The organism is Flexivirga aerilata (assembly GCF_013002715.1).
Classification (GTDB): domain Bacteria; phylum Actinomycetota; class Actinomycetes; order Actinomycetales; family Dermatophilaceae; genus Flexivirga; species Flexivirga aerilata.
Window position 1 is genome coordinate 2,115,722 of record NZ_JABENB010000001.1, and the last position, 24,384, is coordinate 2,140,105.

The 24,384-nt window shown below is 70.6% G+C and carries 18 protein-coding genes and 1 riboswitch; of the genes, 13 read left to right on the top strand and 5 right to left on the bottom strand.

The genetic code is table 11. From position 1 onward, the window contains the following. Window positions 1-4: 4 nt before the first annotated feature. From HJ588_RS09970 to HJ588_RS09985, 4 genes are all read right to left on the bottom strand, one after another. Window positions 5-1,162, bottom strand: a complete 1,158-nt coding sequence (locus HJ588_RS09970; protein WP_343036661.1) for an aminotransferase class I/II-fold pyridoxal phosphate-dependent enzyme — start codon at window positions 1,160-1,162, stop codon at window positions 5-7. A 32-nt stretch (window positions 1,163-1,194) separates the two neighbouring features. Beyond that, complete coding sequence (locus tag HJ588_RS09975) at window positions 1,195-1,344, bottom strand: hypothetical protein (protein ID WP_171154484.1); 150 nt, start codon at window positions 1,342-1,344, stop codon at window positions 1,195-1,197. 604 nt (window positions 1,345-1,948) lie between these two features. Beyond that, complete coding sequence (locus tag HJ588_RS09980) at window positions 1,949-3,481, bottom strand: cytochrome P450 (RefSeq protein ID WP_171154487.1); 1,533 nt, start codon at window positions 3,479-3,481, stop codon at window positions 1,949-1,951. Window positions 3,482-3,640: 159 nt separating this feature from the next. Continuing rightward, the gene (locus HJ588_RS09985; RefSeq protein WP_171154489.1) at window positions 3,641-4,273 is read right to left on the bottom strand and encodes a DUF6891 domain-containing protein; all 633 of its coding nucleotides are present in this window, start codon (window positions 4,271-4,273) and stop codon (window positions 3,641-3,643) included. Window positions 4,274-4,413: 140 nt separating this feature from the next. On the opposite strand from HJ588_RS09985, the gene HJ588_RS19005 reads away from it, so the two are divergent. From HJ588_RS19005 to HJ588_RS10010, 5 genes are all read left to right on the top strand, one after another. After that, window positions 4,414-7,503 carry an AAA family ATPase gene (locus tag HJ588_RS19005; protein ID WP_212755389.1) on the top strand — a complete coding sequence of 1,030 codons (3,090 nt, stop codon included), beginning with the start codon at window positions 4,414-4,416 and terminating at the stop codon, window positions 7,501-7,503. A 10-nt stretch (window positions 7,504-7,513) separates the two neighbouring features. Further along, window positions 7,514-8,722, top strand: coding sequence for an McrC family protein (locus HJ588_RS09995; RefSeq protein WP_171154490.1), 1,209 nt, complete (start codon window positions 7,514-7,516; stop codon window positions 8,720-8,722). 65 nt (window positions 8,723-8,787) lie between these two features. Continuing rightward, window positions 8,788-9,321, top strand: coding sequence for a hypothetical protein (locus HJ588_RS10000; RefSeq protein ID WP_171154493.1), 534 nt, complete (start codon window positions 8,788-8,790; stop codon window positions 9,319-9,321). 87 nt (window positions 9,322-9,408) lie between these two features. Then, window positions 9,409-10,140 (top strand): DUF4352 domain-containing protein, encoded by a 732-nt coding sequence (locus tag HJ588_RS10005; RefSeq protein ID WP_171154495.1) that lies wholly within the window; start codon window positions 9,409-9,411, stop codon window positions 10,138-10,140. A gap of 37 nt (window positions 10,141-10,177) precedes the next feature. Further along, window positions 10,178-11,428 (top strand): DUF445 domain-containing protein, encoded by a 1,251-nt coding sequence (locus HJ588_RS10010; protein ID WP_246241798.1) that lies wholly within the window; start codon window positions 10,178-10,180, stop codon window positions 11,426-11,428. A gap of 141 nt (window positions 11,429-11,569) precedes the next feature. Here the strand turns inward: HJ588_RS10010 and HJ588_RS10015 are convergent, their stop codons facing one another. Next, window positions 11,570-12,094, bottom strand: a complete 525-nt coding sequence (locus tag HJ588_RS10015) for a GNAT family N-acetyltransferase (protein WP_171154497.1) — start codon at window positions 12,092-12,094, stop codon at window positions 11,570-11,572. Window positions 12,095-12,220: 126 nt separating this feature from the next. On the opposite strand from HJ588_RS10015, the gene HJ588_RS10020 reads away from it, so the two are divergent. The 8 genes from HJ588_RS10020 (at window position 12,221) to hrpA (ending at window position 24,382) form a co-directional block, all read left to right on the top strand. Next, a complete protein-coding gene (locus HJ588_RS10020; protein WP_212755391.1) occupies window positions 12,221-13,396 on the top strand; it encodes a zinc-binding dehydrogenase in 1,176 nt (391 codons plus the stop codon). Window positions 13,397-13,440: 44 nt separating this feature from the next. Next, complete coding sequence (locus HJ588_RS10025) at window positions 13,441-14,403, top strand: alpha/beta hydrolase fold domain-containing protein (RefSeq protein WP_171154500.1); 963 nt, start codon at window positions 13,441-13,443, stop codon at window positions 14,401-14,403. A gap of 34 nt (window positions 14,404-14,437) precedes the next feature. Next, window positions 14,438-15,433: a CdaR family protein gene (locus HJ588_RS10030; protein ID WP_171154501.1), complete on the top strand. Its 996-nt coding sequence runs from the start codon at window positions 14,438-14,440 to the stop codon at window positions 15,431-15,433. Window positions 15,434-15,525: 92 nt separating this feature from the next. Further along, window positions 15,526-16,407 (top strand): SDR family NAD(P)-dependent oxidoreductase, encoded by an 882-nt coding sequence (locus tag HJ588_RS10035; protein ID WP_171154503.1) that lies wholly within the window; start codon window positions 15,526-15,528, stop codon window positions 16,405-16,407. A gap of 46 nt (window positions 16,408-16,453) precedes the next feature. After that, window positions 16,454-16,570: riboswitch (SAM riboswitch) on the top strand. Between the two features lie 70 nt (window positions 16,571-16,640). Further along, a complete protein-coding gene (locus HJ588_RS10040; RefSeq protein WP_171154504.1) occupies window positions 16,641-17,963 on the top strand; it encodes a bifunctional o-acetylhomoserine/o-acetylserine sulfhydrylase in 1,323 nt (440 codons plus the stop codon). A 219-nt stretch (window positions 17,964-18,182) separates the two neighbouring features. Continuing rightward, entirely contained in the window at window positions 18,183-19,055 is an 873-nt protein-coding gene (locus tag HJ588_RS10045) for a serine protein kinase RIO (RefSeq protein WP_171154506.1), read from the top strand. A gap of 125 nt (window positions 19,056-19,180) precedes the next feature. Then, entirely contained in the window at window positions 19,181-20,431 is a 1,251-nt protein-coding gene (locus HJ588_RS20000) for a DUF4185 domain-containing protein (protein ID WP_171154508.1), read from the top strand. 84 nt (window positions 20,432-20,515) lie between these two features. Then, window positions 20,516-24,382, top strand: a complete 3,867-nt coding sequence (gene hrpA / locus HJ588_RS10055; RefSeq protein ID WP_171154511.1) for an ATP-dependent RNA helicase HrpA — start codon at window positions 20,516-20,518, stop codon at window positions 24,380-24,382. Window positions 24,383-24,384 lie beyond the last annotated feature (2 nt).

Here is a 24,384-nt window from a genome sequence, read left to right on the forward strand (position 1 = left end):
GCCCTCAGCCGTTCGGCGCGCCGGCCAGCGACACCAGCCGGTCGGCGATCTCGTCGACGATCTCGTGCGACGTCGCAAGGGTCAGACGCAGGAATCCCGGTGTGCCGCAAGCTGTTCCGTTGACGCCGAGCACCCCGGTGCGCGCGGCCACGGTCGCCGGGTCGATGTCCAGCCCGCGCAGGTCGATCCAGTGGATGTATGTCGCGGCGGGCGGCGTGTAGCCGAGCCCCGTCGCGGCGGCGAGCTTCCGCGCGAAGCTGTCGCGGCCGCGTCGCAGGTAGTCGACGAGACCGTCCAGGTGCTGCACGCCGGCTGCGTCATACGCAGCAGTGGCAGCGACGGCACCGAGCGGTGAGGTGCCGTGCCGGGTCACCATCGGAGACTTGGTCCAGAGCTCCCGGTGGCGATCGGTGGTGAGGATGAGTTGCGCGCAGGCGAGCCCCGGCAGGTTCCAGCCCTTGGACGCCGAGACCGCGGTGACGGTGTGCGTCGCGGTGCGCTCGTCGAGCGATGCGTAGGGCAGGTGCTCGGCGCCGGGATAGACCAGGGGAGAGTGGATCTCGTCGGCGAACACGGTGGAGCCGGTGCGCTCCACGACGTCGGCGATCTGGAGGAGCTCGTCGCGCGTCGCGACCTGACCGGTGGGGTTGTGCGGGTTGATCAGCACGAGCAGGCCGCCGCCGTCGAGCGCGTCGGCGAGACGCTGCGGGTCGAGCACGTGCCGGCCGTCGACCCGGTCCATCGGCACGGTGCGCAGCTCCCGGCCGAGGGCGCCCGGCAGCTGCAGGAACGGCATGTATGCCGGGGTCGGCAACACGATCGGGGTCGCAGGATCGACCAATTGCGTTGCGGTGTATTGGAAAGCGGCCAGTACGTCGGGCAGCAGCCGCACGTCGCCGGGGTCGACACCCCAGCCGAAACGGCGCTGCTGGAAGGCGGCTGTCGCGGCGGCGGTGGTGGCCGCGACCTGGTCGGGCAGATAGCCGGTGAGGCCGCGATCGACGGCGTCGGTGATGGCGGCCCGGATGCTCGGTGCCAGCGGCAGGTCGGACTCGGCGATGAACGCGCCGAGCTGGTCGCCGCTGGTGACCGACCACTTCACCGATCCGCGCGCGCGAAGTTGGTCGACGGTCACCCGCTGCATTGCCTGCTCGATGTCCACGAACGTCAGGCTAATGGGCCTCGGGTGCGGCTCTAATGACCCCCGCGGCCCGGACCGATCTGCCGCGGTTCACGGTCGATCGTGCGCTCACACCACGCCATCGCGAACGGCAGTGCGCCCGCGACGAGCAGGATGGCCACGATCAGTGCAACTGCTTCATCGATCCCCACGGGGGACAGCATGCCACTGAATCCTTGGGTGGCGCTGGACGCGCTGGACGCGTGGCCAACAAACTCGTATGCCGTCGCCGGCGCGAGGTCTCCTCCACATCCCCGCACGGTGCGTCGGAGCGTCCACAGCTTCGGCGACCGGCCGTGGCGTCCGGTCCTGCGACGGGTGGAGCGTGTGCAGCACATGCCCGCTCGCCGAAGGAGTCATCATGCAGGTCCGTCAGCTGGTCGCCGGTGTCGTCGCCGGTCTCGCGCTCACCGTCGCCGGGGGAGTGCCGCACGCTGCCGCGTCGCCGGCCGTCGCGCGGTCGTCCGATGCGTGGTTGTCCGATTCCCAGTCTGCGCGGTCCGCGCCGGAGCGTGTGCTCGGCGACGTCCGGCTCGGCCGGCTCCCGGGCGGCCTCGGGGTGCCTTCGGATGCCGAATTCAGCTATGACGACGTCGATTTCACCGCGCGCTACTGGGAGTCGACGACGTCCGTCGGCACCCGCGTGGACCTGGTGGCGGAGGTGATGCGCGGGGCGGTGCTCACCGACGACTACGCGCTACGCGACTGGTTCGTGGCCTACCAGGAGCGGCCGGCACCCGAGGCGGTCTACCGATTGCAGCGAGTGGGTCAGTGGACCGCATGGGTCGGGCACGACGAGGCGTTCTGGCTGGTCGGCCCCGGGGAAGCGGTCTCCGTGCGCATCGATGCGTCCCGGTTCGACGCCGATGCGCTGGTCGCGCTGGTCTCGGGCACGCGCCGCGTGAAGTCGAGCATGAACTCCTCGGGCATGAGCGTCAGCCGCTCGGAGATCTTCAGGTCGTATGCCGGGTCGGCCACGAAGTCGTAGCGATGACAGATCCGCGCAAGCACCAGGATCGCCTCGTGGAGCGCGAACTGCCTTCCGATGCAGGCGCGTTCGCCGGTGCCGAAGGGGAAGTAGGTGTGCGCGGGCCGCTTCCGGACGTTCTCCGGCAGGAACCGGTCGGGGTCGAACCGCTCGGGATCGGCGCCCCACACCTGGGGGTCGCGGTGCGCGGCGGTCGCCATCACGATGCACCAGTCGGTCGAGCGCATCCGGTAGCGGTCGCCGATGACGGTGTCGGCCCGTGGCCCGCGCGCGAAACCCGGTGCGGTCGGCCAGAGTCGCAGGCTCTCGTCCAGCACGCGCCGCAGATAGCGGAATTTCGCGACCTGTTCGAACGTCGGCGTGGCGTCGGGGTCGGCGCCGAGGATCTCGTCGGTCTCCGCGGCAGCCCGTGCGCGCACCTCGGGGTTGGTCGCGAGGTAGTACATCGCGAATGACAAGGCGCCGGAGGTGGTTTCGTGGCCGGCGACCAGGAAGGTCAGGATCTGATGACGGATGTTGACCAGGTCGAGCTTCTCCCCGGTCTCCTGGTGGGAGGCGTGCAGCATCAGGCCGAGCAGGTCGTCCTGCGCGTCGTCACCGGAGGCGACTCGCTGCTGGATGATCCCGTCGACGACCTCGTCGAGGTAGGCCTGCTTCTCGGCATACGCCTTCTGGCCGCGGCGCAGCAGCAGCTTCGACCCGGGCACCGGCCCGAGCGTCCCGCGACGCTGACCGCGGCGCAGCGCCGCGACCATCGCGTCGACGAACGGGTCGACCTGTGGGCGGGTGAACGAACCGAAGTCCTTGCTGAAGGAGGTGCGCCCGATCGTCTCCAGAGTCATTTTCGTCAGGCTCGAGGACACGTCCATGCTCGCCGGCGACGCGTCCCAGGAGCCGATGAGTTCGTCGGCGACGGAGGTCATCGTGCCGTGGTAGCGCTGCATGGCCTGCCGGGTGAACGCCGGCCGCAACAGGTCGTGGGCGAGGCGCCAGTTGGGTTCGTCGGAGTAGGCGGTGAACAGTCCGTCGCCCGCGATCGACCGCAGCGCCCGCACCCCCGGGGCGAGCTTCTTCTCGAACCGGCGCTCGTCGCACAACTCCGCGGCCAGCACGGCATCGCGCACGAAGACCAGCTTCTGACCGAAGATGCGCACCTCGAAGATCGGGCCGAGACCGGCCGAGACCTCCATCGCGTGTTGCACCGGCCTGCCGTGCGACCCGCGCAGCATCGTCGGCAGATCACCGGCGAACGGCCGGCGGCCGGGTGGGTGCGGGAAGTCGACCTGAGGCCAATTGGCCACTGCAGTAGGCATTTTGGGGATGCTCCGCTCTGTGGAGGCACGGGACGTGACTGCCACGAGCACTGTACGTCAGATCACACAACAGGTGTAGTGAAAGGCTGCTGTGAGTTTGCCGGGAGCGCGGTCAGTCGGGGGTGGTTCGGGTGGTTCGGGTGGTGCGGTCCTGCAGCGTCACTGCGGCAGGTCGACGTACGGGATGGCGTAGGCGCCGAGGACCTGGATCCGGTGGTCGCTGGTGCCCGGCCACCGGACCTGCAGGCCCTGCGCGCGGAACGTCCCGGCGATGCGCTCGCCGATCGCGGTCGATCCCTCGCCGTGCTCGTTGAAGACACCGAACCCGACATAGAGGCGCTGCTCGAAGATCATCCGTTCCACGTCGGCGACGGTGCTGAAGCAGTAGCCGTCGACCGGGTGGCCGTCGTCGAGCAACGTCTGCGCCGCGCGGATCACCCCGTCGAGCGAGTCGTGTACGCCATACCCCTCACCGAAGCCGAAGACGATGCCGTCCTCGGTGAGCCGGTCGAGGCCGGTGATGAGCCCGACCGCCGACGGGCTCGGCTCGGTGACATGCGTGTTGTGTTCGTCGATCAGCCGGTCGATGACGTCCGGCACCACCGCGTCGGTGAGGCCGGCCGCCCGCAACTCGGCGTCCTGGCCGATCTCCCAGCGCATCCGCTCGACCAGTGCCGCGCGGGAGTCGGTGCCGATGCAGATGCGCACCATGACCCGGCCGACTGCGGTGTCGAGGTCAGGCCGGAACGTCCCGGCGAAATTGGGATCCGTGTCCCGCGGCCCACCAGTCACCGGTGCATCGTGCCAAACCGGGGGGACGCGCCGAAGGCAGACAACTGTCAAGAATCGGTGAGACGTTGATAGCCTGCGGTCCCGTAACCTTGCCAGCGGTTCGCCGATCCGCCCCCTCACACACCCGGAGCGACAACACCGTGGCCCTGTCCGACATCACCCGCGACGACGTTCTTGCCGCCGTGCAGGAATGCCAGGCGCAGGGACGTGATTCCTTCCTGGATGCCTACGGCTTCCGGCCCGATGTCGAACACGTCCTGCTGCACGACGGCGTGGTGTACGACGCTCCCGCCATCGCCGCGGCCGCGCACGGTTTCGCCCGCCCCGAGTTCGGCCCGCTGACTCCGGTGTCGCTGCCCGCTCCCGACGAGGTCACCGAGCACCTGATCGCCCTCGGTTTCGAGGTGAAACGCACCCCGGTGACGCCGACCCCGAGCCCGGGGCGCCAGCGCGACCTGCGCAGGTGGCGTTCGACCTACGAGCTGATCAAGGTCGCCGCCAACAACGACCCGGCGGCGCAGAGCAGCTGGCAGGAGTTGGACGCCCTGCGGCCGGAGCGGGTCGCCGAGGCCCGTGACCTGCTGGCCGAGCTCGCGCACTCCCGCGATCTGCACCCGTTCGTCGAGGGTTTCTCGGTGTGGTCGCGGCGGCCCGGCCCGTTCGCCGCGCAGGCGGCGTCCATGCCGACCTGGCTCGGGCAGCTGCGCGGCAGCGCCGCCGGTTACGAGCGCGACCTCGCCGACCTGCTGGTCGACACGACCCAGACACCCCGGGACGACGAGGAGGCGAGCACCCGGATCCGGGCGCTCGAGGAGTTCGTCGAGGGCAGGCTCGACACCTCGCGGGTGCCGACCCTCCTCTCGATCTTCTGGTCGACCGACGAGCAGGCCGACTGGCCTACCCTCTGGCCGAGCGGCTCCGAGCCGTTCCAGACCCTCGGCTGGATGGGCCGGCACCTCAGCCACTCCGAGCGCTACCTCGCCTTCGCCGACCTGTGTCGCAGCTTCGAGCCGGACGATCCCCGGCTCGCCGAACGACTCGTCGGCTACCTCGGCGGCAAGCAGACGTTCATCGGCCTCGGCACCGCCCTGCCGGACATCTGCGACGAGGCCGCCGACCTGATCGTCGACCACAAGCCGGTGATCGGCTACCCGACCGCCGACGCCGAGGCGCGCGCCGCCGGCCTCGCGCTGCAGCTGCGCGGGGTCGCGACGCTCGCGGTGCGCTCCCTGCACCATCCGCTGCAGCACGCGACCGGGCTGCGCCTGCACGAGACCAACCTGCAGACCCGCGTCGGGCAGAGCAAGGACGCGCCATACCGCGTCGACGCGCACGCGACCTGGACCCTGCCCGGCGGCACCGGGGCGCCCGGGTTCCGGCTGTGGATCACTCGGTCCGGCGTTGCGGTCGGACTCCACTCGGGCTGGGACGGGCCGGGCTCGGTCGACCGGCACGAGGAGATCGGGCGTGCGGTCGAGCCCCGCCTGCCCGAGGGCATGCATTTCTTCCACCTGCGCCAACCGGAGAGCGCCGACCGGGTCGAGGCCGTGGGGGACGAGTATCCGGGCGGGGAGGTGTATGTCGGCCGCTGGTGGCCGCACCCCGAGGCTCTCGGCCGGGCCGACTTCGAGGCCGACATCGTCGACACCGTCCGGCGGCTGGCGCCTCTCGTCGAGGTCATGTCGGGCAAGGAACCCACGCCGACCGGGCCGGTCGACCTCGACCTGCTCGCCCAGGTCGAGCGCTTCGTGGCCGAACGCCCCTACCCCAACAGTCGCGACGCCTGGCACGAGGAGCAGCGGCGTGCGCTCGCCCAGGCGCTCGAGCCCGCCGGGCTGGACGCCTTCGACCTCGCGGCGTTCCGGCGGCTGCTCACCGGCCGCGCCTACGGCCACCCCGGCACCCACTCGGTGCTGCAGGCGAGCCTCGCCACGATGGACGCGGCCGGTCTCGACGCCTTCGCCCGGGCGCTGAAGGAACTGCTCTGGGGCGAGGGTGACGACATCGCCCGCATCGAGCACATCCTCGGCGACGGCATGCCGGCGCCCGGGCTCGGCGAGGCCGTCGTGATGAAGCTGATGGCGATCGCCCACCCCGGCCGCTACCTGCCGATCTACCCGCTCGGCGGCGCGGCCGGCAAGGTCGCCGTCGCCCGCGCCATCGGCGTCGAGCTGCCGCCGATCGACATGCCCAACCGGGCGCGGCTGCACGTGACCGTCAACGACCGGCTGCGGGCCCGGCTCGAACCCCTGCTGCCCGGGGACCCTTGGGGTCAGGTGCAGTTCGCCCTCTGGATGCTGCACAAGGGCGAGTCGGTCGCCGACCCCGAGCGCGACCTCATCGCCGAGGCCGCCGCCGAACTGCTCGTCGACGAGGACTTCCTGCGCGAGGTGCACGGGCTGCTCGAGGACAAGAAGCAGGTCATCTTCTACGGGCCGCCCGGCACCGGCAAGACTTACCTCGCCCAGCGGCTCGCCGCTGCGCTGCAACCGGACTCCACCAAGCGGCACGTCGTGCAGTTCCACCCGTCGACGTCCTACGAGGACTTCTTCGAAGGCTTCCGGCCGCGGTTGGACGCCGACGGCCAGATGGTCTACGAGTTGCGCAAGGGCCCGCTCGCGATGCTCGCCGAGGCGGCGGAGGCCGACCCGACGACGCCGCACATCATGCTGATCGACGAGATCAACCGGGCAAACCTGCCGCGGGTCTTCGGCGAACTGCTCTACCTGCTCGAATACCGGTCGCAGTCGGTGATGACGTCATACCGGCCCGACGAGGGCTTCGAACTGCCGCCCAACCTCTACTTCATCGGCACCATGAACACCGCCGACCGGTCGATCGCGCTGGTCGACGCGGCGCTGCGGCGGCGCTTCCACTTCGTGCCGTTCATGCCGCACGAGGGACCGATGGAGGGCCTGCTGCGCCGCTGGCTCGCGGCGCACGACGGACCGGTCTGGGTGGCCGGGGTGGTCGACGCCGTCAACGACGAGCTGCGCCGGGCGCTGCGCGGCCCGCACCTGCAGATCGGCCACAGCCACTTCATGGTGGAGGGCCTCACCGACGCCGCCCTGGCCCGCATCTGGACCTACAGCGTCTACCCGTTCATCGAGGATCAGTTCTACGGCCGCGAGGACGTGCTGCGCACCTTCACCTGGCAGAGCGTGCTGGAGCGGCACGGCCCCGACGCCCGCGCCGCCGAGGGCGAGCAGCCGCCGCCGGCCGCGACCTGAGCGTTTGAGTATGACGGCAGTGGACCTGCGCCTCCGCGAGCACAGCGAGAGCGCACCGGTGCGCATGGACCGCAGCGCACGCGCCGCGCTGCTGGAGACGGCGGCGGGCAAGATCGACATCCAGGCGACGGCCGACCCCGACCGGGTCGTGCTGCGCACCGGCTCCTGGGTCGGCGCGCTGTCCGTGCCCGGCTGCACGATCCGGGTGCAGCCCAGCGCTCCGATGGAGAACCTCTTCGCGATGTTCTCCGCCGGGCTCCCGGGCGAGGCGTGGAGTGCCGACCAGGTCGGCTGGAGCGCCGACACCGAGGTGGTCGACGGCGTCGCCGCCTTCCTCCTGCGGGCCATCGACACGGTGACCCGGCGCGGGCTGCTGCACGGCTACGTTGCCCTCGAGGAGGACAGTCACGTCATACGGGGGCGGCTGCTGGTGGAGCACCTGGCGAGCCGGCCGTGGGCGGTCGCCACGCCGCCGTGCCGGTATGACGAGTTCACCCCCGACATCCCGGAGAACCGCCTGCTGCTGTGCGCCGTGCGGCAGATCCTCACCTGGCCGGACCTGCCCCCGCTGGTGCGCCGCGACGGCCTGCGGCTCGCGCAACGCTTCGAGGGGGTCACCGTCACCGACCCGTCCGAACACGACCGCGACATCCTCGTGACCCGCCTCAACGAGCACTACGTGCCCGCCCTCGACCTCGCCCGAAAAGCGTTGGCAGGCATCACGATCCGGCACCTGGAGGGGCAGCAGTCGGCACACGCCTTCCTGGTCGACATGGACGACCTCTTCCGGCGGTGGGTCACGCTCGAGCTGAGCGACCGCCTCTGGCCCGAGATCAGCCTCGACGAGCGGCCGCAGCACGCCCTCGACGAGCAGGAGCAGTGGCACTTCACCCCCGACCTGTTGCTCCGGCGGGACCGGCAGGCGGTGCTGGTCGGCGACGTCAGCTATCACCTCGCCTCCGGCAGCAGCGGGCAGTCCGACTTCTACCCGTTGCTCACCTACGCCTCGGCGCTCGGGCTCGAGGCCGGGCTACTCATCTACGCCCAGGCCGACCAGCCGCCGGCGCCCGAGGTCGTCGTGCGCAGCATCGGCACCCGGCTGCTCTGTGTGCCGCTGCGGCTCAACGTGCCCGCCGCTCGGCTCGCCGGTCAGCTCGACACGCTGGCCGAGCTGGTGCGCGTCGTGTCCTACCGCCGCCCGGTGGCGCGCGCCCGCTGACTGCTCCCGCCCGCCGATCGGCGCGGCCGGTCCGGGCAGCGCGCGGCACTCGGCATACTGAACGCGTGGGAAAGATCGTCTTCTTCGTCGTACTGGTGATCCTGGCGTCGTTCGTCTGGTACTTCGTGAAGTCCAAGGTGAGCAACGCCCACCGCCAGGTGCGGGACCGGGCCGTCGAGGGCAACTTCGGCCGGGCGCTGACGGCCGGCCCGGCGACCAAGCACCTGTCGATGATGGGCCGCACGCTGACGCTCGGCGCCGACCCCCAGCGCGCCGGGGAACTCATCGCGCATGTCGCGACGTCGGACGCCCGTGTCACCGACGTGCGGCCCGAGCAGGGTGCGCTCGTGATCCAGATCGACGGCTCCTACCCGCTCGTGCGCGCCCAGCTGCTGCCGGACCGCACGGTGGTCGGGGTGGAGGCGATGACCTGGGAGATGGGGTTCCCGCAGGGCGCCGCCGTCTGGGACCGCATCGCCACGGCGATCGGCCAGGCCGCGGCACATCAGGGCATCCCCGTCGGCGAGGGCTCGCGGGAGTTCGCCAAGGCCGAACGCCCCGCGGGCGAGCAGGAGATCTGGACCGTTCGCGTAGCCTGAGCACGCTCGCGCGGTGACACGTCGTACGCGCAATGAATTTCGAGGGGTCGAGCCCGCTGCGCGGGTTCGCATGGCAGAAGGACTGACATGAGCAAGACACTCACCCGAAAGTTCGCGTTCGGGGTCGCTCCGGCGATCCTCGTCGCGACCGCCGTCGCCGGGTGCAACAACGAGGGGGCACCGTCGGTGCAGGCACCGCCGTCGACCGCGGTGCAGACGTCGAGCGCGGCGCCGGACGCGCCGAGCAGCACCGCCGGCGGGGAGGTGCCCACGCAGAGCGCCACCGACAGCGGGGTGCCGACCGAGAGCGCGACGCCGTCGTCGTCGGCGGACAAGTCCAAGGTGTGCGCCGCGGACACGTCGTTCCGCACGCCGGCCGCGGTGGCGCCCAGCACCAAGAAGGCGGCGTGGGGCAAGCCGCTGGACGTGACGCAGGAGTATGGCGGCACCGTCACCTTCGTGCCGCAGGCGCCGACCACCAAGGACGGCGACCCCAAGGACATCTTCGGCCCCGACGAGGGTCAGACCAACCTGCTGATCACGGTGACGGTCACCTACAAGTCCGGTGACAGCTCGGACGTCAACGACTCGTCGTTCACCCTGCTCGATGCGGCCGGCAACGTCTGCGACTCCGACATCCTCGGCGATGCCGTGCCCAAGCAGCAGCGCTTCGACGACGCCACGGTCGACACCACGACCAAGACCTACACCGGCACGCTCGTTTACCAGGTGCCGAAGGGTCAGGACTACAAGAAGTACACGCTGCTCTACCCGCCGAAGTACGGCTCGAAGGACGCCGCGGTGGCATGGACGGGCTGACCCGAGCCCTGCCGACCTGCACCGTGCCGGGTGATCGATGAGCCTCGGTCCGGTGCTCGGCGTCGCCGACGAGGAACGGCGGCGTGGCCTGCGCAGAATGCGCCTGGTGGCCACGTCGCTGTTGCTCGTCGCCGCCGTCATCTTCGTGCTCACCCACGGGCACGGGGGAGTGTGGGGTTATGTCAACGCCGCCGCCGAGGCGGCGATGGTGGGTGCGGTCGCCGACTGGTTCGCGGTCACCGCGCTCTTCCGGCACCCGCTCGGGCTCAAGGTGCCGCACACCGCGATCATCCCCGAGCGCAAGGACTCCATCGGCCGCAGCCTCGAGGACTTCGTCACCGACAACTTCCTCACCGCCGACAACGTGCAGCAGCGGCTGGCGACCGCGCAGGTGCCGCTGCGCGTGGGCCGGTGGTTGCAGCAGCCGGCCAACGCGCAGCGCGTGGTGTCCGAGTCGGCGCCGGCGCTCGCGCGCGGGGTGTCGTCGATCAGTGACGAGGAGGTCGGTGACCTCCTGCACCGCATCGTGTTGCCCCGCCTGGCAAAGGAGCCCATCGCGCCGCTGATGGGCACGCTGCTCGAGGGGGTCGTGCGCGACGACTCCCACCGCCAGCTGGTCGACCTGGTCGTGCGCGAACTGCACGACTGGGTGCGGGACAACGAGGAGACCGTGTCCTCGATCATCGGTGCCCGCGCGCCCTGGTGGTCGCCGCGCTGGCTGGACGAGACCGTCACCGCCCGGCTCCATCTGGAGCTGGTGCGCTGGCTCGCCGACGTGCGGGACAACCCCGACCACCAGATGCGCAAGGCGGTCGACAAGCTGCTCGCCGAGCTCGCCGACAAGCTGCAGCACGACCCGGCCACGATGGCTCAGACCGAGCAGCTCAAGGAGCAGGCCCTCGCCCACCCGTCGGTCGGCACCTCGCTGGTCGGGATGTGGGGGTCGGTCAAGCGCGTGCTCGTCGAGGCGTTGCAGGACGAGCACGGCGAGCTCCGGGAGCGTATGGCGCGAGCCCTCGTCGACCTCGGCACGCGCATCACCACCGACGACGCACTGCGCGCGTCCCTCGACCGGCGGCTCGGCCAGGTCGCCGGGCACGTGGTGACGACCTACGGTCACGAGATCTCGACGGTCATCTCCCAGACGATCGACCGCTGGGACGGCGACGAGGCGTCCAAGCGCATCGAGCTGCACGTCGGCCGCGACCTGCAGTTCATCCGCATCAACGGCACCGTGGTGGGCGGCTTGGTCGGGCTGCTCATCTACAGCCTCGCGCAGTTGCTCTGAGCGCGCGCTCGCAAGGCGTCGGAAGTGACCATTCGGGTCGCTCGTCGTTGGCGGTGCGGTCGGTCGGTGGCTGGAAGTGACCGTTCGCGTCACTCGTCGTGGGCGGTGCGGTCGGTCGGTGGCTGGAAGTGACCGTTCGCGTCATTTCAGGTGACGCAGGTCGAGCACGTGGAACACCTTGTCCAACCGCCGCCCGGCGTCGGGCGCGACGAAGTCGGGTAGCCGGCCGTACTCCCGGAACCCGGCGGACAGGTAGAGCCGTTCGGCCGCGGCATTGTCACCCCGGAAGTCGAGCGTCAGCTGCTCGATGCCCGCGGCACGCGCCCGCTCGATGAGAGCGCGCAACAGCAGGCGCCCGACTCCGCGGCCGCTGAACTCGGCTGCCACAGCGAGCTTTTCGAGGTCGGCGTGAGGCCGGTGGGTAGGCCGTGAGTAGCGCCGCCAATAGCCGAAGCCGGCCACCTCGCCGTCGACCCGCGCAAGCAGAAGGTACGCGTCGTCCGGCGCTAGTCCGGCGAGTTCGGCGAGCAGCGCTTCGATCTCGTCCTGCGCGGGCGGCGACGTCCAGCCCAGGGCCGCATCCGCGCTCACCAGGTCGCCGACCAACCGGGTGAGTGCGCGCACGGTTGCCGGGTCGGGCGCGTGGCCCACGCTCTCCACCTTCATGGAGGGCGATTATCGCGCGCCCGAACGGCGGGTCGATCGGCCCGGATCCGCCGCGAACGGCGGTCCCGTCATACGGCGACGTGATCGAGGGTGGAGACATCACCACCCGAGTCACCAAGGAGCCACATGTCTCAGGTCACCATGAACGCCGTCGTCTGCCACCGCGGAGAGCTCAGCGTGCGGGAGGTCCCGGCGCCGCGACCCGGGCCCGGCCAGGTGCTGCTCAACGTCGCACGTGCCGGCATCTGCGGCTCAGACCTGCACCTGCGGGTGCACGCCGACAACCTGGCCGACCTGGCCGCCGGCGTCGGCTACCCCGACGCGGCGCGGTATGACGACGAGGTCATCTTCGGCCACGAGATCTGCGGCGAGGTTGCCGACTACGGTCCCGGCACCGAAAAGCGCTGGGACAAGGGCTCTCTCGTGGTGGCGATGCCGATGATCCGCAACGGCCGGACACCGCAGCTGACCGGTTCATCGACCCACGCGTCGGGTGCGTATGCCGACCAGATCGTCGTGCAGGAGTCGATGACCTTCCCGGTGCCGGACGGCCTGCCGGCCGAACACGCGGTGCTCACCGAGCCGACCGCCGTCGGCTGGCACGCAGTGCAGCGCAGCAGGATCGGCAAGAAGCAGGTCGCCTACGTGATCGGTTGCGGCCCGGTCGGATTGGCGGTCATCGCGACGTTGAAGGCAGCGGGCGTCCGCACGGTGATCGCCTCGGACTTCTCGCCGCGCCGGCGGCAGCTCGCGACGCAGTGCGGCGCCGACGTGGTCGTCGACCCGCGCGTGCAGGACCCCTTCGGGGCGGCTCCGGAGCCACCGAAGCTGGGGAGCGTCCCGGCATACCTGAACCTCGGCTTCGACACCATGGAGAAGCTGCGCAAGGTGCCGAATCTGCCGTGGTGGCTTGCCTTTCGGGCAATGCACGCGATCGGCGCCGGACCCTCCGGGCCGGTCGTCTTCGAGTGTGTCGGGGTCCCCGGCATGATCCAGAGCATCCTCGCGGACGCACCCATGATGACCAAGCTGATCGTCGCCGGAGGCTGCCTCGAACCCGACACCTTCCAGCCGATGATGGGCATCATCAAGGAGGCCGACGTCCTCTTCTCGACCGGCTACACGCCCGGCGAATACCGCGACACCCTCCACATGCTCGCCGACGGCACGGTCGATCCCGCGCCCGTCGTCACCGGCACTGTCGGATTGGGCGGAGTGGCAACGGCATTCGACGCGCTCGGCAACCCCGAGAAGCACGCCAAGATCCTCATCGACCCGCGCAGCGCCGCGGTCACCCCCTGAGCAGATCCGACGAACAACACGCCGACAAAACGACAGGAGACGCCATGTCCCGCCCCGCCCGCCCGGCGTTCGACCCCGAGCTCGACGCCGTCCTCGCCACCGTGAGCGAGCAGGTGCCCACCGTCACCCTCGACATGATCCCTGCCCTCCGGGCCGCCACCCTGCCGATCGACGCGACCGGCGCAGATCTCGAAGCCGCCGGCGTCACCCGGCGCGAGCTCACCATCGAGGGGTATGACGGGGCATCCCTGCAGGCCACGGTGCTCGCCCGCTCCGACCACAGCCACGCCGGGCCGGGCATCTATCACCTGCACGGTGGCGGGATGATCGCCGGCGACCGCATGGTGGGCGTCGACCAGGTCGTGCCGTGGATCGTCGAGCACGACGCGGTCGCGGTGACCGTCGAATATCGCCTCGCGCCGGAGCACCCGGACCCCTATCCGGTGGAGGACTGTTACGCCGGCCTGCTGTGGACCGCGGATCACGCGGCCGAACTCGGCATCGACCCCGGCAGGCTGATCGTCGCCGGTGCCAGCGCCGGGGGCGGATTGGCAGCAGGCACAGCACTGCTCGCGCGCGACCGCAAAGGTCCGGCCCTCGCGGGACAACTCCTCATCTGCCCGATGCTCGACGACCGGGACGACACCGCCTCGACCGTGCAATACGACGACGCCGGCACCTGGGTGCGCGAGAGCAACCGCACCGGGTGGACCGCGCTGCTCGGTGAGCGCCGCGGCACCGACGACGTGTCGATCTACGCAGCACCTGCCCGGGCGACCGATCTCGGCGGCCTCCCGCCCGCGTTCATCGACTGCGGATCGGCCGAGGTGTTCCGCGACGAGGATGTCGCCTACGCCACCGGGCTCTGGCGCGACGGCAGCCAGGCGGAGCTGCACGTCTGGCCGGGCGGCTTCCACGGCTTCGACATGCTCGCGCCGCACACCGCGATCGCCCAGGCCGCAACGGCCGCCCGAAATGCTTGGGTGGCGCGGCTTTTCGCCCACTGAGCCGACACGTCCGCGATAGGCTGGCAGTCGACTCATGGGAGGTCCCGTGCAGGAACTCGTCGGCCGACTGACCGCTCTGGACCCCGACGCGAGCGAGACGCTCAAGGTGGTCTCCTACTTCGACGCGCTCGCCGCGGCGGGCGTCGGTGTGGACGGGTTGTTGCGCGGAGCGGCAGCCCTGTCGGGGGTCGTCGCCGGCGCCGAACGCCACGGCCGGGTCACCCGCCGCGGACCCGACGGCCGTGACATCGGCCCGGAAGCAGAGCACTCGACGCAGCAGGCCACCTCGGTCGGATCGGTGTGGCTGGAGCGGCACGGCGCGCCGCACGCCAACGACGCGATGATCGTCGAACGGCTCGCCGTGTCGGTCGACCTGGTGGAAGCCCGGCATCGCCCGGTCGCCCACCTGGAGACGGTCATCGACGCCGACCGCTCTGCCGACGAGCGCTCCACCGCTCTCGCACCGCTGCGACTCACCCCGTCGTCGTGGATGCGCCTCATCGCGACCCGGCCGGAAACCCAAGCACCCACCGGGTATTCGGCCGTCGTGCCGACACGCTACGGGTTGATCCGGGCGACGCTGCAGATCGCCGACTCCCCGGCGACCGTGGAGCCCGCGGGCCTCGGCCCCTGGGCGCGCGCCGACCACGCGCCGGAGTCCTGGGCCGGAGCCGTGGTTGCCCTGGGCCTCGCCGATGCCGCCGATCCGGTGGTCGACGCGACCGACCTCGGCGCGATGCTGACCCTCGCCCAGGCCCACGACCCCGAGGCGCCGCACCCGGACGTGACCGCGCTCGCCCGCCTCGACCCGCGATCGCTGCAGATCCTCCGGACGCTGGTCGAAGCGGACAGCCTGCGCCGCGCGGCGACGACCCTCGGCATACATCACTCGACGCTGCAGGCCCGCCACGAGGCTTTGACCCGGTCGCTGGGTTATGACCCGCGCACCGCGATCGGCAAGATCCGCTTTGCCGCTGCGGCAATGCTCTTGCGGCTCAACAACTTCCGCGACGCGCATCCGGCGGACTGACACGCGCGGATCCGCCGCGTTCGGCGGTGTCGGCCGCTGATCCGCCGCGCCAACCTGGTCCCACCAACCTCGATCAGGAGCGGAGTGGACACATGACATGGCCTGCAGGAGAAGCGGCATTCGTCACCGGAGCGGCGTCGGGCATCGGTCTCGGCATCGCTCGCGCACTGGTGGCACAGGGGGCGAAGGTGGCGCTCGCCGACGTCGACGCGGAGCGCCTGGCGGCGGTCGAGCGTGAGCTGACCGCGTCGGGCGGCACGGTCACCGCGGTCGAGCTCGACGTCAGCGATGCCGACGGCTGGACGGCCGCCGCTGACGCCGCCGAACAGGCGGTCGGGCCGATCTCGATCCTCATCAACAATGCGGGGGTCAACGGCGGCGGCGCCATCGAGCAGACTCCGCTGAAGTCGTGGCGCTGGGTGTTCGCGGTCAACGTCGAGGGGCAGTTCCTCGGGGTGTCGACGTTCCTGCCGCGGTTCACCGAGCGCGGCGGCGCCGCGCACATCCTCAACACCGCGTCGGTCGCCGGGCTGCTGCCGATGGTCAATGTGGGCGCCTACGTCTCCTCGAAGTTTGCCAGCGTCGGCTTCTCCATGGCGTTGCGTGACGAGTTGCGCGGGAGCGACATCACGGTGTCGCTCCTCGCGCCCGGCACCGTCGCCACCGCCATCAACCGCAACGCCGCGCAGGCCGAGGCGGCACTCCTCGGGACCGAGGTCGACGAGGAGGCGGTCGAGGCCAACGACGGGGTGATCGCGCACGGCGCCGACCCGGATCTGGTGGGGGAGCAGGTCGTCGACGCGATGCGGCAGGGGCAGTTCCTCATCGTCACCCACCGCGAGTTCGGCACCCTGGTCCGGCGCGTCCACGAGGAGGTGGAGGCGGCGTTCGAGGAGTTCGACGGTCGCTACGGCCCCGATCCCGCCGGGCAGATGATGCTCGGCGGCACGGACCCGGTGGCCCGTCCGAAATAAGAGATGGTTATGACATGGTGCGCATGTCGCGATAATGTCGCGCGCAGGTCATGAGTGCCAGCGCCAAGCCCCGGCTCGCTGGCCGGCAACCCTCCTGTCGCGGTGGGGTGCCCCGGGTGAGGACCTGGCCGGCGGTGCCGATCGCCGCCGGCAAGCGCGGACATCACGACCGTGGGTCCGCCGTCGGGCGCGGGTGACCTCGCTGCTCGGCGAACGAGCACGAAAGGCGTCCCATGAGCGACGACACCCCCAACTGGTCCTTCGAGACCCGGCAGATCCACGCGGGCCAGACCGCCGACGCGGCGACCGGTGCGCGGGCGTTGCCGATCTACCAGACCACGTCCTACGTCTTCAACGACACCGAGCACGCGGCAAATCTGTTCGGGCTCAAGGAATTCGGCAACATCTACACCCGGCTGATGAACCCGACGACCGACGTCGTCGAGCAGCGGATCGCCAGCCTCGAGGGTGGCGTCGGGGCGCTCCTCGTGGCGTCGGGTCAGGCCGCCGAGACGCTCGCCTTCCTCAACATCGCGCAGGCCGGTGACCACATCGTCGCCAGTCCGAGCCTGTATGGCGGGACGTTCAACCTGCTCAAGCACACGTTGCCGAAGCTGGGCATCGAGACGACGTTCGTCGAGGACACCTCCGACCCGGCGAGCTGGGAGGCGGCCTTCCGGCCGAACACCAAGCTGGTCTTCGCCGAGACGATCGCCAACCCCAAGCAGGAGATCCTCGACGTCGAGACCGTGGCCAAGCTGGCGCACGACCACGGCGTCCCGCTGGTCGTCGACAACACGGTCGCCACGCCGTACGTCCTGCGGCCGATCGAGCACGGCGCCGACATCGTGATCCACTCGGCGACCAAATACCTTGGCGGACATGGCACTTCGATCGGCGGCGTGATCGTCGACAGCGGCAACTTCGACTTCGGCAAGGACCCGGAGAAGTTCCCCGGCTTCAACACCCCGGAGGAGTCCTACCACGGTCTCGTCTATGCCCGTGACCTCGGCGTCGGCAGTGACCTCGGCGCCAACCTGGCGTTCATCCTCAAGGCGCGCGTCCAGCTGCTGCGCGACCTGGGCGCGTCGATCTCGCCGTTCAACGCGTTCCTGCTCGCCCAGGGCATCGAGACCCTGAGCCTGCGCATCGAGCGGCACATCGACAACGCCCGCAAGGTCGCCGAGTGGCTGCAGCAGCAGGACCAGGTGAAGTCGGTGCGCTGGGCGTCGCTGCCGGACAACGAATACTTCGAGCTGGCACAGAAATACACCCCGCGCGGCTCGGGCGCCGTGGTGTCGTTCGAGATCGACGGTGGCGTCGACGCCGGCCGCAAGTTCGTCGAGGCACTCACCCTGCACTCGCACGTCGCCAACATCGGCGACGTGCGGTCGCTCGCGATCCACCCGGCGTCCACCACCCACTCGCAGGGTCCCGACGAGGACCGGCTCGCGGCCGGCGTGACCCCGGGCCTGGTGCGGCTGGCCGTCGGCATCGAGCACGTCGACGACATCATCGCCGACCTCGAGCAGGGTTTCCGCGCCGCCAAGAGCTGACCGACCGGGGGAGCCCGGGTATGACGAATCGCTCGTCGTACCCGGGCATTTCCTTGCCCCGGCACAAATTCGGTTGCTCGCGCGCATACCCGGCGAGCACGATGACGGCGGCCCACTCGGCGACGCTCTCGTCGCCGGCCGATCGGAAGGAGCGTGACATGACGAAAGTCATCGGCGTGACCCACGCCGCTCACCCGTGCACCGATCGGAGCAACACCCATGCACACACCACACGAGGGCGCCTCCCAGGCTGACCCCGACGCCGGGATCGACCCGCGATTCACCTTCTCCTATCAGCAGATCGGCGACCTGGCGGACGGCCAGCGCTGGTCCACCTGGGGCGACTGCGAGCCGCTGTGCCGTGGTCCCGAGCCCTGGCCGGACTGGCTCGTCACCGATGATGCCGCCGTCGACACCGAGCTCGGAGTCCTGAAGACCGGCAAGGAGGCCGACGTCTTCCTCGTGGAGCGGTCGGCGCCCCTCGACGACCGCAGTGTCGTGATGGCCGCCAAGCGCTACCGCGACAGCGGACACCGCACGTTCCACCGCAACGCCGCCTACACCGAGGGGCGCAAGCTGCCGCGCAAGGGAGGGCGCGACGCGCGAGCGGTCGCCAAGGGCACCGCGCACGGCCGGGCGGTCGCCGCCGGGATGTGGGCGCGCGCGGAGTGGGAGGCGATGGTCCGCCTGCATCAGGCCGGCCTGCCGGTGCCCTATCCGGTGCAGATCGACGGCACCGAGGTGCTGATGGAGCTGGTCACCGCACCCGACGGCTCGCCGGCGCCGCGTCTCGCAGCGGCCCGGCCGACCCCGGAGTTGTTGCAATCATTGTGGATTCAGTTGTCCGAGGCGGTTGTGAGGCTGGCCGCCGCGGGTCTGGTGCACGGCGACCTGTCGGCATACAACCTGCTGGTCGCGGGTGATCGCCTGGTGGTCATCGACCTGCCGCAGGCCGTCGACGTGGTCGGCAACCCGCACGGTTTCGAGCTGCTGCACCGCGACTGCACCAATGTCGGCCGGTGGTTCACCGGCCGCGGGCTCGACGTCGACCCGGAGGAGTTGTTCGCCACCGCACTCGCGCAGGCCGTATGACGCGAGCCGCTCGTCTCCTAGTGCCCTGAGTCAGAAATAGAACAGGTGCGCAACGGGCAAAGGTGCTGGTCAGGCGCGAAGCGACTGTCCAGCACCTTTGCCCGCGCCGCACTAGGGTGGGCACCGTGCGAAGGCTCCGCTTCCGGGCAACTCGCGCGGCCGTGGTCGCGGCCGCGCTGCTCGGCGTCGCGGCCTGCTCGGGGCAGGTGGCATCGGCGCCGCCGAGCTTTTCCGAACGCGGCTGGGGCGGCAGCTCGCCGGCACCCAGCGGCGCCGGGCCGGGCGCGAGCAGGGCGCCGAGGCCGGTCACCGACGCGGGCGCCATCGGCGCGGTGACCCTCCAACCCCGTTGCGGCACAGCCAAGACCGCGGGTCCGACCACGGTGCAGGGCTGGAACGAATGGGTGCACACCTTCACCCGGCCGCTGTGGCAGGCGGGCGACGTCGGCGTGACCGTCCCGCTCAGCGACGGGCGGGTGCTCTGGACCTTCGGTGACACGCTGCGGGTCGGGGAGCGACCGCGCTTCGTGGCCAACTCGATGCTGATCACGTCCGGCAACTGCACCACGCAGGTCGTCACGCCGTCGCACGGCGCGATCATGCCGGACAGCCCGACGGGCAGCGTGTGCTGGCCGTCGTCGGCGGTGGCCCGACCGCAGGGAGCCGGCGACCAGGTGCTGGTCGCCTGCTCGCGGGTGCAGCGCGGCACCAAGCACGGCCTGCTCGAGTTCAGCTACCTCGGCCTCAGCGTCGCCCGGTTCGACGTCGGGCCCGGCGGCGCCCCGGTGCTCGGCGACACTCTCGACGTGACCCCGGACAATCCCGACCAGTCGCAGGTCAACTGGGGCACCGCGATGCTCGCCGACGGCGGATATCTCTACGTCTACGGCACCCGCTCCGGCGGCACCGGCGCGGTCGGCCGCGCACTGCTCGTGGCCCGCACCACCTTCGACACGATCGGGAAGCGGTCGACCTGGCGCTACTGGGACGGCCGGTCCTGGGTCGCGGACGCGGCATCGGCGACGCCGGTCGTGCCGAGCGCCGACGGCGTCTCGCAGTCGCTCACCGTGTCCCGGTTCGGCGCGACCTACGTCGCGGTGTCCAAGGTCGGCGGGGACTTCGGCGACAAGATCGGGCAGTGGCGCGCGACCACCCCGGTCGGGCCGTGGAAGCTCGCCGCCACCGTCCCGGTGGCGCCGAAACAGAGCGAGGCGGGGCTCAGCATCCTCACCTACCAGCCGCTCGCGCATCCCGAGATCCCTCTGGCCAGCGGCAAACTGCTCGTGTCGATGTCCCGGCTGCCCGAGGAACTGCGCAACCTGGTGATCAACCCGCAGCTGGGGCGCCTGCGCTTCTACGAGATGCCGCGCCCCTGACGGGCACCCGGCGACGACGGCCGGCCGGGCGAATAACACCGGCGACACGGACGTTGATCGTTTGCGACAATGACAGACGTTCCCATGACTTCAGCTGACTCGACCGCGCCCGCCCGCCGCTCCCGCGGCCGCCGCCGGCGACCCGACCGCACTCGCCAGGAGACACCGGAGCAGCGCGCCGCCCGGCTCGACCGCAGGCGCGGCCTGGTGCCCGAGATCCGCTATCCCGCGGACCTGCCCGTCGTCGCGGCCCGGGAGGAGATCGCCGACGCCATACGCGATCACCAGGTGGTCGTCATCGCCGGTGAGACCGGCTCGGGCAAGACCACCCAGCTGCCGAAGATCCTGCTCGAACTCGGCCGTGGCATCGACGGGATGATCGGTCACACCCAGCCGCGCCGCATCGCCGCGCGCTCGGTCGCCGAGCGCATCGCCGAGGAGCTCGACGTGCCGCTCAGCGGGGCGATCGGCTACCAGGTGCGCTTCACCGAGCACGCCGGCAAGGACACGCTGGTCAAGGTGATGACCGACGGCATCCTGCTCGCCGAGCTCCAGCGCGACCGCGACCTGCGTCGTTACGACACGATCATCATCGACGAGGCGCACGAGCGATCGCTCAACATCGACTTCATCCTCGGCTACCTGCGGCAGCTTCTGCCGCGCCGGCCGGATCTGAAGGTGATCATCACCTCGGCGACGATCGACCCGCAGCGTTTCGCCGACCACTTCGCGACCCCGGACCATCCGGTGCCGGTCATCGAGGTCTCCGGACGCACCTACCCGGTCGAGGTGCGCTATCGCCCGCTGGTGCGCGCCGACGGCGACCAGGAGGTCGACGTCGACCAGGTCACCGGCATCACCGACGCGGTGACGGAGCTGTGGACCGAGACGCGGGGTGGAGGGGGTCCGCAGGACATCCTGGTGTTCTGTTCCGGTGAGCGGGAGATCCGCGATGCCGCCGACGCGCTCACCGCCCTGCAGTTGCCGTCGACCGAGATCCTGCCGCTCTATGCGCGGCTGTCCGCGGCGGAGCAGCACCGGGTCTTCTCCCGATCCGGCAACCGCCGAATCGTGTTGGCCACCAACGTTGCCGAGACGTCATTGACCGTGCCCGGCATCCGCTACGTCGTGGACACCGGCACCGCCCGCATCTCCCGCTACAGCCAGCGCACCAAGGTGCAGCGGCTGCCGATCGAGCCGATCTCCAAGGCGTCGGCACGACAGCGCACCGGCCGGTGCGGCCGCGTCGCCGACGGCGTGTGCATCCGCCTCTACTCCGAGGAGGACTTCGACGCGCGCCCCGACTTCACCGACCCGGAGATCCTGCGGACGTCGCTGGCGTCGGTGATCCTGCAGATGACCTCGCTCGGTCTCGGCGACGTCGCGCGCTTCCCGTTCGTCGAGGCACCCGACGCCCGCCAGATCACCGACGGCGTGCGGCTGTTGCAGGAGCTCGGAGCCATCGAGGAGCGAGGCGCGCAGGGGCGGCGGAGACTCACGCCATACGGCCGGACGCTGGCGGCGCTGCCGATCGACCCGCGTCTGGCGCGCATGCTGATCGCCGCTGCCGAGAACGGCGCCCTGCGCGAGGTGCTGGTCATCGTCGCGGCGCTGTCGATCCAGGACCCGCGGGAGCGGCCCGCCGACGCGCAGGCGCAGGCCGACCAGGCGCATGCCCGCTTCAAGCACGAGACCAGTGACTTCCTGACCCTGCTCAACCTCTGGCGCTATCTCAAGGAGCAGCGAAAGACGCTGTCCAGCAGTGCTTTTCGCCGGATGTGCAAGCGCGAATACCTGCACTACCTCCGCGTGCGCGAGTGGCAGGATCTGCACACCCAGCTGCGGCAGGCGGCCAAGCAGCAGGGCCTGACCGCCAGCGACAACCCGGCCGGCGAGGACGCGATCCACCAGGCGATCCTGGCCGGGTTGCTGTCCCAGATCGGGCTGCGCGACCCCGACAAGCGCGACTACCAGGGCGCTCGCGGAGCGCGCTTCTCGATCCAGCCCGGCTCGACCCTCTTCCGGCGCCAGCCGGACTTCGTCATGGCCGCCGAACTCGTGGAGACCACCCGCCTCTGGGCACGCACCAACGCGCGCATCGACCCGGTGTGGGCCGAGCAACTCGGCGGCCATGTGGTCAAAAGGCAATATGCAGAGCCACATTGGTCGCGCAAGCGGGGGAACGCGATGGCGGCCGAGCGGGTCACCCTGTATGGCGTGCCGCTCGTCGCCGGGCGACCGGTCTCCTACGCCAAGGTCGACCCCGAAGCCGCGCGCGAGATCTTCATCCGCAGCGCACTGGTCGAAGGCGACTGGGAGACCCGGCATGCGTTCTTCCGCGACAACCGGCAGCTCGTCGCCCGCATCGCCGACCTCGAGGCGCGCGCCCGCCGGCGCGACCTGCTGGTCGGTGACGAGGAGCTCTTCGACTTCTACGATCAGCGCATCCCCGCATCCGTAGTATCCGCAGCGCATTTCGACACCTGGTGGAAGAAGGAGTCGCGCGAGCGGCCGGAGCTGCTGACGCTCACCGAGGACGTGCTGCTCCGCGAGGACAGCGAAGCGGTCGACGCCCGCGACTACCCGAAGACGTGGCGGCAGGGCGGGCTGAAGCTGCGGCTCACCTACCAGTTCGAGCCGGGTGCCGACGCCGACGGCGTGACCGTTCACCTGCCGATCGAGCAGCTCAACCAGATCGAGGACACCGGCTTCGACTGGCTGGTGCCGGGTGTGCGCGAAGAGCTCGTCACCGCGCTCATCAAGTCGCTGCCGAAGGCGACCCGCCGCAACTTCGTGCCGGCGCCCGATCACGCGCGCCGGGTGTTGCCCGACCTCGACCCTGAGGCCGGCCCCATCACCGAGGAGCTCGCCCTCGCCCTGCAGGCACAGACGCGGGTGCGGGTGCCGTCCGACGAGTGGGACTGGGCCAGGGTGCCGGACCACCTGCGGATGACCTTCCGCGTCGAGGACACCCGCGGCCGCCGGCTCGGCGAGGGCAAGGACCTGGCCGCGCTGCAGGAGCAACTCGCCGGCCGCGTGCGCGGAGCGATGTCCCAGGCCGCGTCGTCGATCGAACGAAAAGGCTTGAAAACCTGGGAGATCGGTGAGCTGCCCGCTACCTTCGAGCAGCGTCGCGGCCGCCGCACGGTGCAGGGATTTCCGGCTCTGGTCGATCAGGGTGACACGGTCGCGCTGCAGGTGGTGCCGACCGAGTCCGAGCGCGACCACGTCACGCGGTCGGGCATCCGGCGGCTGATCCTGCTCAATGTCGACGTGCCCTGGAAGCGCATCCAGGGGTTGTTCACCAACGCGCAACGCCTCGCGCTGGGCAACAATCCGCACGGCAGCATGCCCGCCCTGATGGACGACGTGCTCGCCGCGGCCGTCGACGACATCGTCGCCCGGGACCTGCCCGGCGGCACGGTCCGCAACCAGGACCAGTTCGACGAGGCGCTCCGGGTCGTGCGGCAACAGCTTGCGCCGCGCGTGGTGCAGGCGGTCGAGCTGGTGGCACCCGCGCTCGACGACGCCCGCAGGGTGCGGCTCGCCCTCGACGGGCTCACACAACCGTCGGTCGCGCAGCTGAAGCGCGAGCTCGAGCTGCAGTACGCCGCGCTCATCGGTCCCGGCTTCGTCGCCCGGACCGGCCTCGCCCGGCTGCGCGACCTCGACCGCTACCTGCGGGCGATGCTCGAACGCATCGACAAGGCGCCGTCCGACCTCGGCCGCGACCGGCAACGCGCCGAGGAGGTCTCGGCGGTCGAGGCCGAACGCCAGAAGGTGCTGGCCGGGCTGCCCGCCTCCCGTCATACCGATGCGGACGTGGTGGACCTGCGCTGGCAGATCGAGGAACTGCGGGTCAGCCTCTTCGCCCAGCGCCTCGGCACCCCACGGCCGGTGTCGCCCAAGCGGATCTTCAAGGCGATGGACCTGGTCGAGGACGCCGGCTGACC